The 16895-nt window shown below is 53.5% G+C and carries 13 protein-coding genes and 1 tRNA gene; 6 read left to right on the forward strand and 8 right to left on the reverse strand.

Annotated features, from left to right (window positions below):
• Positions 1-106: 106 nt before the first annotated feature.
• From ACW44H_RS02755 to ACW44H_RS02770, 4 genes are read left to right on the forward strand one after another with little or no spacing between them, the layout of a single operon-like run.
• Positions 107-1906 (forward strand): thiamine pyrophosphate-requiring protein, encoded by a 1800-nt coding sequence (locus ACW44H_RS02755; protein ID WP_457506687.1) that lies wholly within the window; start codon positions 107-109, stop codon positions 1904-1906.
• A 34-nt stretch (positions 1907-1940) separates the two neighbouring features.
• A complete protein-coding gene (locus ACW44H_RS02760; protein WP_457506690.1) occupies positions 1941-3050 on the forward strand; it encodes an enolase C-terminal domain-like protein in 1110 nt (369 codons plus the stop codon).
• A gap of 45 nt (positions 3051-3095) precedes the next feature.
• Positions 3096-6188, forward strand: coding sequence for an FAD-binding and (Fe-S)-binding domain-containing protein (locus ACW44H_RS02765; RefSeq protein WP_457506692.1), 3093 nt, complete (start codon positions 3096-3098; stop codon positions 6186-6188).
• 48 nt (positions 6189-6236) lie between these two features.
• On the forward strand, positions 6237-7268 hold the full coding sequence (locus ACW44H_RS02770; RefSeq protein WP_457506694.1) for an SDR family oxidoreductase: 1032 nt from the start codon (positions 6237-6239) through the stop codon (positions 7266-7268).
• 137 nt (positions 7269-7405) lie between these two features.
• Here ACW44H_RS02770 and secF read toward each other — a convergent pair whose 3' ends face one another.
• From secF to queA, 5 genes are all read right to left on the reverse strand, one after another.
• Positions 7406-8332, reverse strand: coding sequence for a protein translocase subunit SecF (gene secF / locus ACW44H_RS02775; RefSeq protein ID WP_457506695.1), 927 nt, complete (start codon positions 8330-8332; stop codon positions 7406-7408).
• Between the two features lie 49 nt (positions 8333-8381).
• Positions 8382-10235 carry a protein translocase subunit SecD gene (secD, locus tag ACW44H_RS02780; protein WP_457506697.1) on the reverse strand — a complete coding sequence of 618 codons (1854 nt, stop codon included), beginning with the start codon at positions 10233-10235 and terminating at the stop codon, positions 8382-8384.
• Positions 10236-10367: 132 nt separating this feature from the next.
• Entirely contained in the window at positions 10368-10694 is a 327-nt protein-coding gene (gene yajC / locus ACW44H_RS02785) for a preprotein translocase subunit YajC (RefSeq protein ID WP_071695382.1), read from the reverse strand.
• 90 nt (positions 10695-10784) lie between these two features.
• Positions 10785-11906 carry a tRNA guanosine(34) transglycosylase Tgt gene (gene tgt / locus ACW44H_RS02790; RefSeq protein WP_457506700.1) on the reverse strand — a complete coding sequence of 374 codons (1122 nt, stop codon included), beginning with the start codon at positions 11904-11906 and terminating at the stop codon, positions 10785-10787.
• 81 nt (positions 11907-11987) lie between these two features.
• A complete protein-coding gene (gene queA / locus ACW44H_RS02795) occupies positions 11988-13019 on the reverse strand; it encodes a tRNA preQ1(34) S-adenosylmethionine ribosyltransferase-isomerase QueA (RefSeq protein ID WP_457506702.1) in 1032 nt (343 codons plus the stop codon).
• 114 nt (positions 13020-13133) lie between these two features.
• Here queA and ACW44H_RS02800 point away from each other — a divergent pair.
• Positions 13134-13220, forward strand: a tRNA-Leu gene (locus ACW44H_RS02800).
• A gap of 346 nt (positions 13221-13566) precedes the next feature.
• Here the strand turns inward: ACW44H_RS02800 and ACW44H_RS02805 are convergent.
• From ACW44H_RS02805 to ACW44H_RS02815, 3 genes are all read right to left on the reverse strand, one after another.
• Positions 13567-14775 (reverse strand): hypothetical protein, encoded by a 1209-nt coding sequence (locus ACW44H_RS02805; RefSeq protein WP_457506704.1) that lies wholly within the window; start codon positions 14773-14775, stop codon positions 13567-13569.
• Between the two features lie 3 nt (positions 14776-14778).
• On the reverse strand, positions 14779-14976 hold the full coding sequence (locus tag ACW44H_RS02810) for a hypothetical protein (protein ID WP_457506706.1): 198 nt from the start codon (positions 14974-14976) through the stop codon (positions 14779-14781).
• A 576-nt stretch (positions 14977-15552) separates the two neighbouring features.
• Positions 15553-15765 (reverse strand): hypothetical protein, encoded by a 213-nt coding sequence (locus tag ACW44H_RS02815; RefSeq protein ID WP_113268623.1) that lies wholly within the window; start codon positions 15763-15765, stop codon positions 15553-15555.
• A gap of 350 nt (positions 15766-16115) precedes the next feature.
• Between ACW44H_RS02815 and ACW44H_RS02820 the strand changes: the two genes are divergently transcribed.
• Positions 16116-16853, forward strand: a complete 738-nt coding sequence (locus ACW44H_RS02820; protein WP_241524553.1) for a PRC-barrel domain-containing protein — start codon at positions 16116-16118, stop codon at positions 16851-16853.
• Positions 16854-16895: the final 42 nt, after the last annotated feature.

A 16895-nucleotide genomic window follows, 5' to 3' on the forward strand; every position in this document is an offset into this window, starting at 1 on the left:
ATTGACCACCTCTGTTTTAAGGGTCTATACCTTTAGTTGTCGTGAATGATGTTGCATTAATAAATAGCTTAGCCAAAGCGAAAGGCTATGGGCATGGAGGCTTGGTATGAGTGAACAACAGGTGGGCGATTTCCTGCTCAAACGACTGGGTGAGTGGGGCGTTAAGCGTATTTATGGTTACCCCGGCGATGGCAGTAACGGCATCATGGGGGGGCTAAATCGAGCCGATGATCAGTTTGAGTTCATCCAGACTCGGCACGAAGAAATGGCCGCCTTCATGGCGTGTGCGCATGCAAAATTTACCGGCGAGGTGGGTATCTGTACCGCCACCTCTGGCCCTGGGGCGATCCATTTGCTTAATGGGCTCTACGATGCCAAAAAAGATCATCAGCCGGTAGTGGCGATCGTTGGTCAACAGGCGCGTGCCGCCATGGGCGGAGAATATCAGCAGGAGGTGGATCTGCTGTCGCTGTTCAAGGATGTCGCCCACGAATTCGTGCATATGGCGACCAGCCCGGCTCAAATCCGCCATCTGGTCGATCGGGCCATCCGCATCGCCTTGTCTGAGCGCACCGTGACGGCGATCATCATTCCCAATGACTTGCAAACCCAGCCGGCGGTCGAGACACCACCCCATGCGCACGGCACCATTCATTCTGGTGTGGGGTATGCCGCGCCACTTACAGTGCCGCATGAAGACGATCTCAGGCGGGCGGCGGCGGTACTCAATGAAGGTGAGCGAGTGGCTATCCTGGTCGGGGCCGGGGCGCTGAATGCAACCGATGAGGTTATCCAGATAGCCGAAAAGCTTGGCGCCGGTGTCGCCAAAGCGTTGCTTGGTCGTGCCGCACTGCCTGACGATTTACCCTTTGTGACCGGTTCTATCGGCCTATTGGGCACCAACCCGAGTTGGGAGATGATGTCGAATTGCGACACCTTGTTGATGATCGGCTCGGGCTTCCCCTACTCGGAATTCTTGCCCGAAGAAGGCCAGGCGCGTGGGGTACAGATCGATATCGACGGTCGTCAGGTAAGCATGCGCTATCCCATGGAGGTCAATCTCATCGGTGACAGCGCCACGACCCTGCAGGCGCTGTTGCCGCATCTCAAACAGAAAGCCGACCGTGACTGGCGCGAGCATATTGAAAAGAGTATTGCCCAATGGTGGGAGGTGCTCGAAGAGCGCGCCATGGCCGATGCCGATCCGGTCAATCCTCAGCGTGTCTTCTGGGAGCTTTCGCCCAAGTTACCCGACAACTGTATCCTGACGAGCGACTCCGGCTCCGCGGCCAACTGGTATGCGCGTGATTTAAAGCTGCGGCGCGGAATGATGGCCTCGCTCTCCGGTGGCTTGGCGACCATGGGCAACGGTGTGCCCTACGCCATTGCCGCCAAATTCGCTTATCCAGATAGAGTCGCTATTGCCTTGGTTGGCGACGGTGCCATGCAAATGAATGGCAATGCCGAACTAGTGACCATCGCCAAGTACTGGAAGCGCTGGTCTGATCCACGCTTGATCATCATGGTGCTTAACAACCAGGACCTCAATCAGGTGACCTGGGAAATGCGCGTGATGGAGGGCGACCCGAAATACGAAGCCTCCCAGGATGTGCCTGATTTTCCTTATGCAGAATATGCCGAGCTGATTGGGCTCAAGGGCATCAAGGTTAGTGAACCCGATGCCTTGGCGGGCGCTTGGGATCGCGCCTTGAGCGCCGACCGGCCGGTAGTGCTGGAAGTCATGACCGATCCCAACATTCCGCCGATTCCGCCCCATATAAAGCCCGAACAGGCGAAAGCGTATATGTCGGCCCTGATGAGTGGTGATCCGGATGCGTTGGGCATCGTCAAAGCGTCGTTTAAGCAGTTCGCTCGAGAATTCGTGCCCAAAGTGCGTAAGCATTAACCCAGTTGCGCAAGCATTAACCAGGGGAGACGTAATGCTCAAGCAACGATTTCCCATCGAAGCGCTTGAGGTATCGGCCTACCAGGTGCCCACCGATGGGCCGGAATCGGACGGCACCCTGACATGGGATTCCACAACGCTGGTATTGGTCGAACTGCATGCAGGCGGCCAGAGTGGCTTGGGGTATACCTATGGTCATCCGGCCTGCGCCACGCTGATCCGTGACAAGCTCGCTGGCATTATCGAAGGGCATGACGCTTTGGCGGTGCGCGGCGGCTGGCTAAAAATGGTCGAGGCCATTCGTAACCTGGGACGCCCCGGCATCAGCTCCATGGCGATTGCAGCGATTGATGTAGCGATGTGGGACCTTAAGGCGCGGTTGCTCGATATCCCGCTGGTCGCGTTAATAGGTGCGGTGCGCTCGGAAGTGCCGGTCTACGGTAGCGGCGGCTTTACGTCCTACTCGCCCGAGCAGTTGCAGCGCCAGTTAAGTGATTGGGTTGGGTCGGGCATCTCGCGCGTGAAAATGAAGATCGGCCGAGAGCCCGAGCGGGATATCGACCGTGTTCGTCTGGCGCGTGAGGCGATTGGCCCGGCGGCTGAATTATATGTTGATGCCAATGGTGCCTATGCACGCAAGCAGGCGCTGGCCATGGCCGAGGCGTTCACGGCGTATGGCGTAAGCTGGTACGAAGAGCCGGTATCATCAGACGACCTGCCCGGCCTGCGACTATTGCGAGACCGGGTGCCGGGAAGTATCGAGATTGCCGCAGGGGAGTATGGCTACGACCTGGGATATTTTCGCCGCATGCTTGAGGCCGGGGCGGTGGACGTCTTACAGGCTGACCTTACGCGCTGCGCGGGAATCAGTGGTTTTCTCGACGTAGCGGTACTTTGCGATGCCCATCAGATTGCCTTGTCAACCCACACCGCGCCGGCATTGCACATGCACCCGGGTTGCTGCGCGGCAGCGGTACGCCATCTGGAGTATTTTCATGATCATGCGCGTATCGAATCGATGCTTTTCGAGGGGCGAGTCAACCCAGATAAGCATGGCAACATGGCGCCGGACCTATCGCAGCCTGGCTTGGGGCTGACCTTTAAACGGCAGGAGGCGCAGGCCTTCAAGCTGTCTTTGGACTAATCGCTCGGCTTGATGGCGCCTCGGGCTGAAGGCAAGGAGGCAACAGTGAACGATCTGACGACGAGTCGTATGTCGGGGCAGGAAGATACCGAGCAATACCGTCAGTTGGCGGAAGAACTGGCCGAAGCAATAGAGGGCGAGGTGCGCTTTGATGCTGGTAGCCGGGCACTTTACGCCAACGATGCTTCAAACTATCGTCAACCGCCGATCGGCGTCACCATCCCCTGCTCGGTGAATGACGTTATAGCGATACACCGTATCTGCCATGCCCATGGCGTGCCGATCCTTTCGCGCGGCGGCGGCACCAGCCTCTCTGGAGAAACGGTCAATCACGCCGTGGTGATGGATCATTCGAAATACCTGGATCACATTCTTAATATCGACCCTAAAAACAAGCGGATTACCGTGCAGAGCGGGGTGATCAATGACGATGTCAACGAGGCGTTGGAACCCTATAACCTGGTATTTCCCCCCGACCCGGCCACGCATGAGTGGTGCACCATCGGCGGTAATCTGGGCAATAACTCCTGTGGGATTCATTCCGTCCAGGCCCAGTGCTACGGGCATGGACCGCGTACCTGCGATAACGTCCATTCGCTGGAGGTCCTGACCTATGACGGGGTGCGCATGACGCTCAAGGATGGCTACAGTGAGGACGAAATCGATAGCATTATTGCCGCAGGCGGTCGGCAGGGAGAGATCTTCGACAGGTTGCGCAACCTACGCGATCGCTATAGTGAGCAAATTCGCAAGCAATACCCCCAGACCCGACATATGCCGCGCCGGGTGTCGGGCTACAACCTCGACGACCTCCTGCCGGAGCGCGGTTTTAACTTAGCCAGTGCGCTATGCGGCAGCGAAGGTACCTGCATGACGGTGCTGCAGGCAACCCTCAAACTGACCGATAACGTGGCGCATCGCACCTTGATGGTAGTGGGCTTCGATAATGTCGCGATGGCTGGCGACCATGTGCCTCTGATCATCGAGGCGGGACCGATTGCCCTGGAAGCCATCGACAAGCGGCTTTTCCAACATGAAGCCGACCAGCACATGAACGAGGAAACGCTTGAGCAGATGCCTAAGGGCGATGCCTTTCTCATGATCGAGTTTGGTGGCGAGAATGCCGAAGACACGGATGCCCAGGCCAGGCAATTGATTGGACGCCTGCAAAAGACTGACAGCCCACCCAGCGATTATCAGATTGTTCACGACCAGGAATACGCCAACCGCGTTTGGGCCGTGCGCAAAGCCGGCTTGGGGGCGACCGCTTTCCCGCCGCCCGAACAACAACCGCATTGGCCGGGCTGGGAAGACGCCGCGGTGCCGCCCGAAAAAGTTGGCAATTACGTACGTGATATCAAGCAGCTTTATAAAAAGTACGGCTACGTCGGCTCAATTTATGGGCATTTCGGCCAGGGTTGTATCCATTCACGGGTCAATTTCGATTTACAGTCCGAAGAAGGGATCGAAACGTATCGCCACTTTGCCCAGGAAGCCGCTGATCTGGTGGTCTCCTATGGCGGGTCGTTGTCCGGGGAACACGGTGATGGCCAGGCGCGTGGCGAACTGCTCGAGAGAATGTACGGATCGGAACTGATCGAGGCCTTTCGCGAGTTCAAGCGTATCTGGGATCCGCAATGGAAGATGAATCCCGGCAAGGTTATCGACCCCTATCGCCTCGATGAGAACCTGCGTCTGATTGAGTACCACCCTTTGCCGGTGGAAACGACCTTTCAGTTTCCAGACGACAAGCGCAACTTCTCACGGGTTGCGTATCGCTGCGTGGGTGTCGGCAAGTGCCGTAGCGACAGCGGGACGATGTGCCCGAGCTACATGGTGACGCATGAGGAGAAGCACAGCACTCGAGGCCGTGCGCGTCTGCTGTTCGAGATGATGAACGGTGAGGTAATCACTGACGGCTGGCAATCCGAGGAAGTGCATGAGTCTCTCGACCTTTGCCTGGCCTGCAAGGGCTGTAAGGGCGACTGCCCCGTCAATGTGGATATGGCGACCTACAAGTCCGAGTTTCTCTCGCATTACTTCGCGAAAGGAGCACATCCGCGACCGCTCAATCACTACGCTTTCGGCTTTATCGATCGTTGGTCGCGCCTGGCCTCGAAAATGCCTGCGTTCACCAACTTCGTCACCCGGGCACCGCTGTTAGGCAACCTGACCAAGCGCGTGGTTTCGATGCCCCAGCGTCGGCAGGCGCCGTTGTACGCACCCGAAACGTTCAAGTCCTGGTTCGCCAAACGTCCGGTCGTCAATGAACAGGCGTCACCGGTGATGCTGTGGGCCGATACGTTCAGCAATCATTTTTATCCCGAGACGGCTCAGGCCGCCACCGAAGTGCTTGAGGCGGCGGGCTATCGTGTGGTGATACCCCCTGAAGGGTTGTGCTGCGGGCGTCCATTGTACGACTTCGGCATGCTCGATGATACCAAGGCTTACCTGCAAGAGGTGATGTCGGCCTTGAGCGCGGCGATTGAAATGAATATGCCGATTATCGGCCTGGAGCCTTCGTGCATAGCGGTCTTCCGCGATGAGCTGATCAATCTCTTTCCTGACGACGACCGCGCTAAATGGCTACACGATAACAGCCTCATGCTCAGTGAATTTCTGGTTCACCGGGCTGAGGGGTATCAGCCACCCAGATTGACGAGGAAGGCGCTGGTGCATGGTCACTGCCATCACAAAGCCATCATGCACCTGGATGCCGAGTTGGCGCTGATGCAGCAAATGGGGCTGGATTACGAAGTGCTGGATTCGGGCTGTTGCGGGCTATCCGGTTCCTTCGGCTTTGAACATGATAAATACGCTATTTCGATGGCTGCGGGTGAACGTGTCTTGCTGCCACGAGTACGCGAGGCTGAGGAGGGCACCCTGATTATCACCAATGGATTCAGTTGCCGTGAGCAGATCGCTCATGCCACGCCGCGCCGTGCGTTACATATTGCCGAGGTGCTACGCATGGCGATGGATAGCGCGCAAGACGTTATCAATGGTCCACCGGAACAGGCTATCGAATGGAGGCGTGCTCAAGCGCAGCGAAAAGCCAACCAGCGTACCGCAAGCATAGCTGGCTTGGTTGTGATGGCAGGGCTGCTGGCATGGGGAGTGAGCCGGCAACGCCGGTGAGACTAATTCAATGATAAAGATACAGAGATAATTAGGAGGCAGTAGATTATGGACAATCGTCAGGACAGCGCACCCCCACGTGAAGTGGTGGTCATTACGGGCGCTGGCGCCGGTGTAGCCCGCGCCACGGCTCGTGAATTTGCCCGTCACGGGGCGCACTTGGGGTTGATCTCCCGTAGCGAGAACCGATTAGAGGCGGTGAAAAGTGAAGTCGAAGCGCTGGGCGCCCGCGTTGTCACCGTGAGCGCGGATGTCGCCGATCCTGATCAGGTCGAACGGGCAGCCGAGCTGATCGAGGCGGAGCTGGGGCCGATCGATATTTGGGTCAATAGCGCTATGACCACAGTCTTTGCGCCGATGCACGAGATGAGCGCAGAAGAGTTTCGGCGAGTTACCGAGGTGACCTACCTGGGTTATGTGCATGGCACCCTGTCGGCATTGAAGCGTATGCGCGCTCGCAACCGAGGCACCATCGTCCAGGTCGGTTCGGCGTTGGCGTATCGTCCAATACCGTTACAAACGGCCTATTGTGGGGCCAAGCATGCGATCAAAGGCATGACCGAGGGGCTGCGGTGTGAATTGTTGAATGAAGGCAGCAACGTGCATGTAACCCTCGTTGAAATGCCGGGTCTCAATACGCCGCAGTTCGACTGGTGCAAGAGCTACCTACCCTATCGCGCCCGGCCAATGGCACCTGTGTATCAGCCGGAAGTCGGCGCAAAAGCCATTTATTGGGCCGCTCATCATCGGCGACGCCAGCTTTATGTAGGGCTATCCTCGGTAGCCACTATTGTCGGCAATAAGCTTGCGCCTGCCTTAATGGACCGCTTCCTGGCGCGAACCGCCGTTAGTGGGCAGCAGACTGCCGAGCCCAGCAGCCCTAGCGCTCCCGACAATCTCTGGCAGCCGGTTAAAGGTGATATGGGCGCTCGCGGACGTTTCAATCGTGAAGCCCACGACGATAGCCTCCAACTCTGGATGGCGACCCACAGGGGGCAGGTGGGGGTAATCGCAGGTGCGGCATTGCTCGGCGGCCTGGCTCTCTTCGGCAGCGCCAAGCGCATGACCAAGCAAAAGTAGCCAAGCAAAAGTAGCCAAGCAAAAGTAGCCAAGCAAAAGTAGGCACCATGATTATGAAATAAGCTAATGCATGCGAACAAAAAAACGCCTCTGCCGGGAAACCAGCAGAGGCGTTTTTATAGGTTGGAAAGCGCTGTTTACGGCAGCTCTTCCTCTTCTTCGTCGAGTTCTTTCTTGGTGGGAATCAAGTCTTCCCGCGACAGCTTCAGTGGTAGCAGGAGCGCTGCGGCGATATAGATGGAAGAGAACGTACCCACCACGATGCCGACCAGCAGCGCAATGGCGAAGTTCTCAATCATATCGCCGCCCAGCAGTAGCAGCGCGAGCAGCACCAGGACGGTGGTGCCCGAGGTTGCCAGCGTACGCGAAAGCGTAGCGTTAATCGCTTCATTGAATATCTGCGGCATATCGTCGATGCGCGAGGTGCGGATGGCTTCGCGAACGCGATCGTAGACCACGATGGTGTCGTTCAAGGAGTAGCCGATCACCGCCAGAATGGCCGCCAGTACGGTGAGGTCGAAATCGAGCTGGAAAAGCGCGAACACGCCGACCACGATCACGACGTCATGCAGCAACGCCAGCAGTGCGCCAATCGCAAACTTGTACTGAAAGCGGAGCGCCACGTAAACCATGACCACGCCGAGTGCGACCAGCAGGCCAAGGCCGCTCTGATCGCGAAGCTGGTCACCTACCTGGGAGCCCACAAACTCAGAGCGTACCAGGTTGACCGTATCGCCGTCGGCGCGCAGTAGGTTAACGACTTCGCCACCCACATCGGCATCAAACGCCTGCTGTAGGCGGATCAATACTTCGGTGGATGCACCGAAGGTTTGTACCGAAACATCCTGGAAGCCGCTCTCTTCGAGCAGCACGCGAATAGCATCGAGTGAGGGCGCCGCGCCATAGCGCACCTCAATCAGCGTGCCGCCAGTAAAATCCAGCCCGAAGTTGAGCTGTAGAATAACGATGGCAGCAATCGACGCGATTAACATGGCAGCCGAGACGATGTACGCAAACTTGCGCCGCCCCATAAAGTCGATTTGCAGATGTGATAGGGGTTTCATTACCACCTCTTAAGTTCTGGGCTAAGCACGTGGATTAAATCCATGCATTTTAAATCCATAGCTTTTTGACGGGTTTGCTGCCATAAACCAAGTTGACCATGGCGCGGGTCACCATTAGAGCGGTGAACAGCGACGTCAAAATGCCGATAGAGAGCGTAACCGCAAACCCTTTGACGGGGCCGGTACCAATCGAAAACAGGATAACGGCTACCAGCAGCGTGGTGATGTTAGCGTCGACGATGGAGGTGAAGGCGCGTTCGTAGCCAGCTTGAATGGCTTGCTGAACCGACAGGCCATTACGTATCTCTTCACGTATGCGCTCAAAGATAAGCACGTTGGCGTCTACCGCCATGCCCAGCGTCAACACGATACCGGCAATACCCGGCAGCGTCAGTGTGGCGCCCAGCATCGACATCACCGCGACCAGCAGCGTTAAGTTCAGCGCCAGGGCGATGTTGGCAAACACGCCAAATACCTTGTAACGCACCAACATGAACAGCACGACCAGCAACAGGCCAATTTGCACCGAGAGCAACCCGCGCTCGATATTTTCGGCGCCCAGGCTTGGCCCAATGGTGCGCTCTTGTACGAAGTAGATGGGTGCAGCAAGGGAGCCGGAACGCAGCAGCAGGGCAAGCTCGGCGGCTTCCGTCGGCGAGTCCAGCCCGGTGATCCGGAAGCTGTTGCCCAGCGCGCTTTGAATCGTGGCCAGGCTGATCAGACCGCGCTCAACGTAGGGCTCACGCTCGATGGTTTCTTCGCCGGTTTCCGGGTCGGTCACCACGGTGTCTTCGCTCTTGTGCTCAATGAAGAGCACCGCCATGTTGCGGCCAATGTTGGTGCGCGTGGCGCGATTCATTAGCGTGCCACCGGTGCCGTCCAGATCAATATTGACCTGCGGGCGACCGTTTTCATCAAAGCTGTTGCTGGCGCTGGAAACACTGTCGCCGGTAATGATCACATCGCGCATTAACTCAGCGGTGCGTGAGGGCTCATTGCGGAAGGCGAAGGTTTCCGTTTCGTTTTCCGGTGTGTCGGGGCGGGCTTCCAGACGGAATTCCAGGTTGGCGGTGGCACCCACGATCCGCTTGGCGGCCACGGTGTCTTGGATGCCGGGTAGTTCTACCACGATCTGGTTGGGGCCCTGGCGCTGAACCATCGGCTCCGCGACACCCAGCTCATTGACCCGGTTGCGCAAGGTGGTCAAGTTCTGGTTGATCGCGTAGTCCTGAATTTCGTTCACCGACTGATCGCTAAGCGTCATGACCAGTGTGGAGGCGCGGCCATCGCCTTCACTGCTGTACTCAAACTCAGGGAAGTCACGGCTAATCAGGCTACGTGCCGTATCACGATCTTCCGCACTGGCGAAATCGATCGACAGCGAGCGTTCTTCCACCTCCGTATTGCGGTAGCGGATACGCTCACTGCGCAGTAGCTCACGCATGGCACTGCCGTTGACTTCGAGGCGCTGGGTCAGCGCGGCGTCCATATCCACTTCGAGCAGGAAGTGCACGCCACCACGCAGATCAAGGCCCAGCGTCATGGGTGAGGCAGAAAAGGCCTGTAGCCATTCGGGCGTTGCTTCGGCAAGGTTTAATGCAACGGTCGCATCATTGCCCAGTAGGTCAGCGGCGATGTCGCGTGCGGGGAGTTGATCGTCATCATGACGCAGACGAACTAACCATTGTCCGTTCTCTTCTTCGAACGCCTTTACTTCGATATCGTTTTCGCTAAGCGCGGTTTCAACGCGCTCAATTTGACGCTCATCCAGCGAGTCGCCTTGGGCGCTGCTGATTTGAATAGCGGGATCTTCGGGGAATAGATTGGGAAGCGAGTAGATAAGGCCAACCACCAGGACGACCAGTATCAGCAGATACTTCCACAGGGGGTAACGGTTGAGCATGCAAGCCCTGCCTTCAATTACAAACGGAATGCTGTGCACGGACTCGCCGTGCACAGCAAAGTTCACCATCATTCATACCATGTCACCCCTGCCGGGGTGGCTGGCACTAGCTCGGCAGGGGTAATGCAAGGATTAGATGGACTTGATGGTGCCTTTAGGCAGTACGGCGGCAACGGCGTTCTTCTGCACGTTAACTTCGGTGCCTTCAGAAATCTCGATGGTCAGGAACTCGTCGCTCACTTTAGTGATACGACCTACCAAGCCACCGCCAATGACGATTTCATCGCCCTTGTCCAGGTTGGATACCAGCTGCTTGTGCTGCTTGGCACGCTTGGCCTGCGGGCGCCACAACAGGAAGTAGAAAATCAGCACGAAGCCGACCAGCATGACGATTTGCGCAATACCACCGCCAGCGGCGGCTTCTTGGGCATGGGCTGGTGAGATGAAGAAATCCAGCATTGCAGAGAACTCCTGAGTTAGAAAAGCTTACGTTTAAAATCGTGGTCAAACAGTTTAAACCACGCGCCAAGGCGCGTGGCGATTAATTCGTCAGGGCTGGCTTAGCGGAGGCACCGGCAGGCCGCGCCGCGCATAGAAGCCTTCCACAAAGGTCGTCAATGTACCCGCTTCAATTGCCGCGCGCAAATCAGCCATTACACGCTGGTAGTAGCGTAGGTTGTGAATGGTATTGAGCATTGAGCCAAGCATTTCATTGCAGCGGTCAAGGTGGTGCAAATAGCCCCGCGAGAAACTCTTGCAGGTATGGCAATCGCACTCTTCATCGAGCGGGCGAGTGTCGAAACGGTGCTTGGCATTACGAATCTTGACCGTACCTTCCGAGGTGAACAGGTGGCCATTACGTGCGTTGCGGGTAGGCATCACGCAATCGAACATATCCACCCCGCGGCGAACGCCTTCCACCAGGTCTTCGGGTTTACCAACACCCATTAAGTAGCGCGGCTTCTCGTCCGGCATCCAGGTGGGCAGGTAGTCGAGCACCTTGATCATCTCTTCCTTCGGTTCGCCCACCGAGAGGCCGCCAATCGCCAGCCCATCAAAGCCGATTTCCAACAGCCCTTTGAGCGAGCGTTCGCGCAGCGCAGGGTGCATGCCGCCCTGAATGATGCCGAACAGCGCGGATGGCGAGTCACCGTGGGCATCCCGCGAGCGCTTGGCCCAACGCAATGACAGCTCCATGGATTTCTCGGCTTCGTCAAAGGTAGCCGGGTAGGGCGTGCACTCATCAAAGATCATGACGACATCGGAGCCCAGCGAACGCTGAACCGCCATGGACTCTTCAGGGCCCATAAACACTTTGCTGCCATCCACTGGCGAGCGGAAGTGCACGCCCTGCTCGGTGATCTTGCGTGTTTCGCCCAGGGAAAATACCTGGAAGCCGCCGGAGTCGGTCAGGATCGGCTTATCCCACTGGGCAAAGTCGTGCAGGTCGCCGTGGGCTTCAATCACCTCGGTGCCAGGGCGTAGCCATAGGTGAAAGGTATTGCCCAGGATGATTTCAGCGCCGATCTCTTTGACAGACTCCGGCGTCATGCCTTTGACCGTGCCGTAGGTGCCCACCGGCATGAAGGCCGGGGTTTCCACCGTGCCACGGGGAAAGTGAAGGCGGCCACGGCGGGCGCGCCCATCTTCGGCCAGGCGCTCAAAGCGCATGAAGCATTCGTTTCGCATAAGTAAGGTAACTCGTTAAGCTCGTTCGTTTAGCGCGACAGGTGCCGGGTCAGTGGGGCCACACTAGCGGGTCAGCAGCATGGCATCACCATAGCTGAAAAACGCATAGCGCTCGGCCACTGCCCGCTGGTAGGCGTGCATAATGGTGTCGTAGCCCACAAAGGAGGAGACCAGCATCAGCAGGGTCGATTCAGGCAAGTGGAAATTGGTAATTAAAGCATCCACGCAGCGCCACTGGTAACCGGGATAGATGAAAATATCAGTATCGCCGCTATAAGGCGCGATCTGCCCATCGCTGCTTTTTTGGCAGGCGCTTTCCAGGCAGCGCACGCTGGTGGTGCCAACCGCGATCACGCGCTTACCCGCCGCCAGGGTGTCGCGCACTTGCTGGCAGGTGGATTCCGTGACCTCAATCCACTCGCTGTGCATATGGTGTTCAAGGATGTTGTCGACGCGCACCGGCTGAAAGGTGCCCGCACCTACGTGCAGGGTGACAAAGGCACGGTTAATGCCTTTATCAGCCAGCGCATCCAGCAGCGGCTGATCAAAATGCAGCCCTGCGGTGGGGGCGGCTACAGCGCCGTCACGCCGGGCGTAGACCGTTTGGTAGCGCTCACGGTCACTGAGTTCGTCTTCGCGGGTAATGTACGGCGGCAGCGGCATATGGCCGTGCTTTTCGAGTAGCGCGATCATCGGCGTATCGCCCAAAAAGCGCAGCTCGAACAGCGCGTCACGGCGGCCTTCTACGATGGCGTGAACGTCACCTTCGAAAATCAGCTCGGTGCCGGGCTTGGGTGATTTACTCGAGCGAATATGCGCCAAGCCACGATGGGCATCCAGCGGGCGCTCCAGCAGCATTTCCACCTTGCCGCCGCTGGCCTTATGGCCGTGCAGGCGCGCCGGAATTACGCGGGTGTCGTTAAACACCAACAGGTCGCCCGGTTCTAAAAGCTCAAGCAAATCAGGAAAGCGGCGGTGCTCAAGCGCGCCGCTCTGGCCATCCACGCACAGCAAACGGCAGTCGCTACGCTGTTCAGAAGGGTAGCGAGCAATTAATTCGTCGGGTAGCTCGTAATGAAAATCCGCGCGCTGCATGGTGTATAACTCTTAGCGTTGATCAAACAGGCGGCATAGGATAGCGCTTTGGCTGCATAAAGTCAGTCAACATGATTGACCTACTTCGACATTTACGTATAATGCGCAGCCATTGCCGGTGTGGCGGAATTGGTAGACGCAGCGGATTCAAAATCCGCCGCCTTTACGGGTGTGCCAGTTCGAGTCTGGCCACCGGCACCAACTTTAAAAAAAGGCGCTTAGGCGCCTTTTTTTGTGCCTGTCACTCCTTCCTTGCTCTTCTGTGGTTGCATTCCTCGCAAAACCAGCAATCCAAGCCGCTCCTGGGCTTAACCCCAATGTTCATCCTGCCTTCAACGCAATTAGCATCATATTTAAAGCTAATTACATTTACTTTCCCGCTGCAACCCGGCACGCTTCGAGTACGAGATACTTAGAGGCTCTATAGAGGATACGACGCACGTTGAAGCAAACAGGGACGGGTACCAACTAGCACAGCGGGTTGTGGATAGATGGTATCCAGGGGGAAGGCATTGTGGGTAAAAAGAGTTAAATAATGGAGAAGCTCTTAATTTTTTACATAGTTTTTAATGAAATAAGAGCTTTCATTTCTTTTAGACATGTTTTTATCTACAAGGTTATGTGTTGAAATTGAAAAAGCACTTACTGAGTTAATCTGTGTCTTAGGTATAGCTATCAAATCTGTATATGTATAATCATCGTGGTTGATATAGTACATATTAGTCAACTCTATAAAAAGTTTCTTTTCATCTCTAACACCTGAGAAAGAAGGCAATATTAGTACTTCTTTATTTTCTACACCCTCTTCGTCTGGCTTGCCAGTGGCAATAGGGACTCCAATATAAATTTTTCTAGAATTTAAGGTTATTAATGCATAAGTTCTATCTTCTGCCTCAACGCGCACTTGATAACACATTTCTTGATAAGCGATATATTCTTGTTCAAGTAGACTCTTATACATTTTTTTATATTTAGTATAAGTATCTTCTATTTCTCTTAAGCGATTTTCCTCTGTATCGCAAAACCTATCATATATTCTTATGAAGAAATTTATGGTTTTGTTCATGTTTGCATACAGTATGGCTTTGTCTTTAAGAGTATTTATGTTTTTTGAAAAAGTTCGATATTTTTCATAATGTGAAATGTTATTGCTTATTTGAGAGATAAAGATATCTTGTTCTACAAAAGTATCTGTGATTTGTAGCAAAAGAAAATCAGATGGACTTTTTTCTTTATAGATAGAGGCAATTTTTGCATTGTCTCTTTCCTGAAAAAAACTAGCTAGCCGAGGTGTAGTTTTTGAAAGTATTTTTTTTGATGCTAATTTTAGTTTAACTAAGAGAGTGGAGAGGGCTATGCTAAGAAAAGAGAGGGAAAGAAATTTTAACGTTAATTTTTCTTCATCATTCAAAGAGAAAATTGAAATAATATTTTCGGTATGATTAATATTATACAGAAATACAGATATTATATTGAGAGGGCTTAGTTCTTTGCTTTCTAGTGAGATGAAGGTAAATAGAGAAAATTGCTTTCGATCTTCTGGGGACAAAGAATAAAATTTTGAAAATTCAGAGAATAAGGGTATGAGTAAGTCAGAAATGATGAAGATAAAAAATATAAAAATAGTGCCATTTTTTATTGCATACAAATAAATAGGCCACCCTTTATAAGTTCCTATTTTTAAGCTTTCATATGGGTGACCTTTCAATATAGTTATACCGCAGATTAAAATCGGTATTAACAGCAGAGCAATCATTATTTATGCCATTTTATTTCTGCTGTTAAAAAATCTATGAGAAATTTCTTGCTCTTTTTTTGGCATGCTATTCTTTATAACCTTTATGTCAAAGGTCGCAGAGCCATCGCTATTTATTTTAGCGTTTTTAAATGTAGCCTTAGAAGAAGGCTCACTAGAACGCATAATATGTTCTTTATGTTTAGAACCAAAAATAAGCATAGGTCGACTCCAATAGTTTTTTTAAATGCTTATACTTTTTATTATAGCTTTTAGCTATGCCAAGTTTCTTGGCTTATCATCATGATGGACTGCTGAAACACTGAAATCAATATTTAAGTGAAGTGAAAGCATGACCAGAAGCAGGGCCGTGTCCACATACTGTCAACATAAATTAGCTTTAGCGAGCTGAAGCGAGCTTTTTGCTAGGTAATAATTCTTCAAAATCAATACAGTATGCTGTTTTGTGTAAATACGATAAAGGTTCAAAATACGCCGCCTTTACGGGTGTGCCAGTTCGAGTCTGGCCACCGGCACAATAAATATCAAGAGCTTAGCGTTCATCGCTAGGCCTTTTTTTAGTTCCCGGTATTCCAAAAGTGTCAACAAAGTGTCAGCAGAGCTCACCTAACTTGTAATCAGTAGGTCTCTGGTTCGCCTCTCAGTTTTACTACGCACCCAGCATAGCGATCCTCTGGTGGCTTATTGCCAATATCGTATACCGCTGCGATTTCATGAACGGACACGCTGCCATAGTCGGCCAGGGCTAGGCTGGGTGCTACCTACAGAATGCCAGTGCTACTGCAGCTGGATTAGCCATTCAATATCATCTTGATCCTGAGCATAGTAAGACTCGCCATCTGGGCCTTCAAAACGGCCGGCTGCTACGTGATTTACCGGATCGCTATTCGTCAGGAAAAATGTGTAAGGTCCATCAATACTTTGCTCGGGCTCAGCTATTACATAACTCGGCTCATTATCGGCGTTTGCTACTTTGATCGTGCGTGACATAGATCCTCCTTGTCTTACGGCTCAATTCAACCTGCTATGCGTTCAGCATAGTGCGTTAAACTATCTGGTCGCAAAATCAGCGCGACCAACGGGCTGTATGTAAATATAGCAAAGCGGTAACCCGCTGATTTAGCTACAAAGCCTTAAACCGATGAATTAATATTTATCAACAAATTTTTTATCAATTAAAACAAAAGGTTATTTATTTTAAAAATTAAAGGGTCGCTCTACCCCGGTGGCAGTTTGCAAGTCTTTTTGTGTTTTACTAGGGTTTGTATTGTTCGTTGCGTGTTGTTTCCAACACAAAGTAAAGCACGCTTTATGACTCGTTAAACATTGGAGGTATAACGATGGCTACTTTTCCACTTAAAACGACGCTTGCAGTCGCTATCGCCGCGCTAGGGGTAAGCTCTATGGCGCAAGCCCAGCAGTATGGCGACGGTGACGATGTCGTTGCCATTACCGAATGGAACTACGACGATCTTTATAATGAGAGCGGCTTCGACGCCGATTGGCTTCTCGATAGAGATGTGTCGACTGACGATGAGGATGATATCGGTAGCGTCGAAAATGTGCTGGTCAACGACAAGAACCAGATTGAAGCGATCATTGTCCAAATTGGTGGTGTTTGGGACATTGGCGACACGCACGTGGCGGTTCCATGGGATGAGGTCGATGTTTCTAACGACAATATTCAGGTGCCGTTGAACGCCGATAACTACGACGACTACGACCTGTTTGAAGGTGAAAACGAGTACGTCAGCAAGAGTGCCTTACAACAGACCACACAGGTCGGCGACAATGTCGAAGCTGGCAACAATATTTGGAAAATTACCGATCTACTCGATGATTACGCTGCAGTGAATACCGGCGCTGGTCAAGGCTACATCGAAAATGTGTTGTTTAACGACAACGGCCAAATTCAAGCTGTCATCATTTCTGGTGGCGATGGTGTATCTGCTTATCCCTTCTATGGCTATGACTACGGCTGGGATCCGGCGTACGAGTCTTATAACTTGCCCTATAGCGCCGATGAAATGGAGGGCATGGAGAACTTCGACATTGATCGCTACGTTGATAATGAATAATTTTTAACGTACTACGCCATATCAAGAGCCTCAAGCCCTGCT

It is taken from the genome of Vreelandella sulfidaeris Esulfide1 (assembly GCF_054072535.1).

Bases quoted from the DNA above. Each gene is read 5' to 3' on its own strand.
- ACW44H_RS02755 (WP_457506687.1), top strand. From the start codon at position 107: ATGAGTGAACAACAGGTGGGCGATTTCCTGCTCAAACGACTGGGTGAG.
- ACW44H_RS02760 (WP_457506690.1), top strand. From the start codon at position 1,941: ATGCTCAAGCAACGATTTCCCATCGAAGCGCTTGAGGTATCGGCCTAC.
- ACW44H_RS02770 (WP_457506694.1), top strand. From the start codon at position 6,237: ATGGACAATCGTCAGGACAGCGCACCCCCACGTGAAGTGGTGGTCATT.
- secF (WP_457506695.1), bottom strand. From the start codon at position 8,332: ATGAAACCCCTATCACATCTGCAAATCGACTTTATGGGGCGGCGCAAG.
- secD (WP_457506697.1), bottom strand. From the start codon at position 10,235: ATGCTCAACCGTTACCCCCTGTGGAAGTATCTGCTGATACTGGTCGTC.
- yajC (WP_071695382.1), bottom strand. From the start codon at position 10,694: ATGCTGGATTTCTTCATCTCACCAGCCCATGCCCAAGAAGCCGCCGCT.
- tgt (WP_457506700.1), bottom strand. From the start codon at position 11,906: ATGCGCTTTGAGCGCCTGGCCGAAGATGGGCGCGCCCGCCGTGGCCGC.
- queA (WP_457506702.1), bottom strand. From the start codon at position 13,019: ATGCAGCGCGCGGATTTTCATTACGAGCTACCCGACGAATTAATTGCT.
- ACW44H_RS02805 (WP_457506704.1), bottom strand. From the start codon at position 14,775: ATGATTGCTCTGCTGTTAATACCGATTTTAATCTGCGGTATAACTATA.
- ACW44H_RS02810 (WP_457506706.1), bottom strand. From the start codon at position 14,976: ATGCTTATTTTTGGTTCTAAACATAAAGAACATATTATGCGTTCTAGT.
- ACW44H_RS02815 (WP_113268623.1), bottom strand. From the start codon at position 15,765: ATGTCACGCACGATCAAAGTAGCAAACGCCGATAATGAGCCGAGTTAT.
- ACW44H_RS02820 (WP_241524553.1), top strand. From the start codon at position 16,116: ATGGCTACTTTTCCACTTAAAACGACGCTTGCAGTCGCTATCGCCGCG.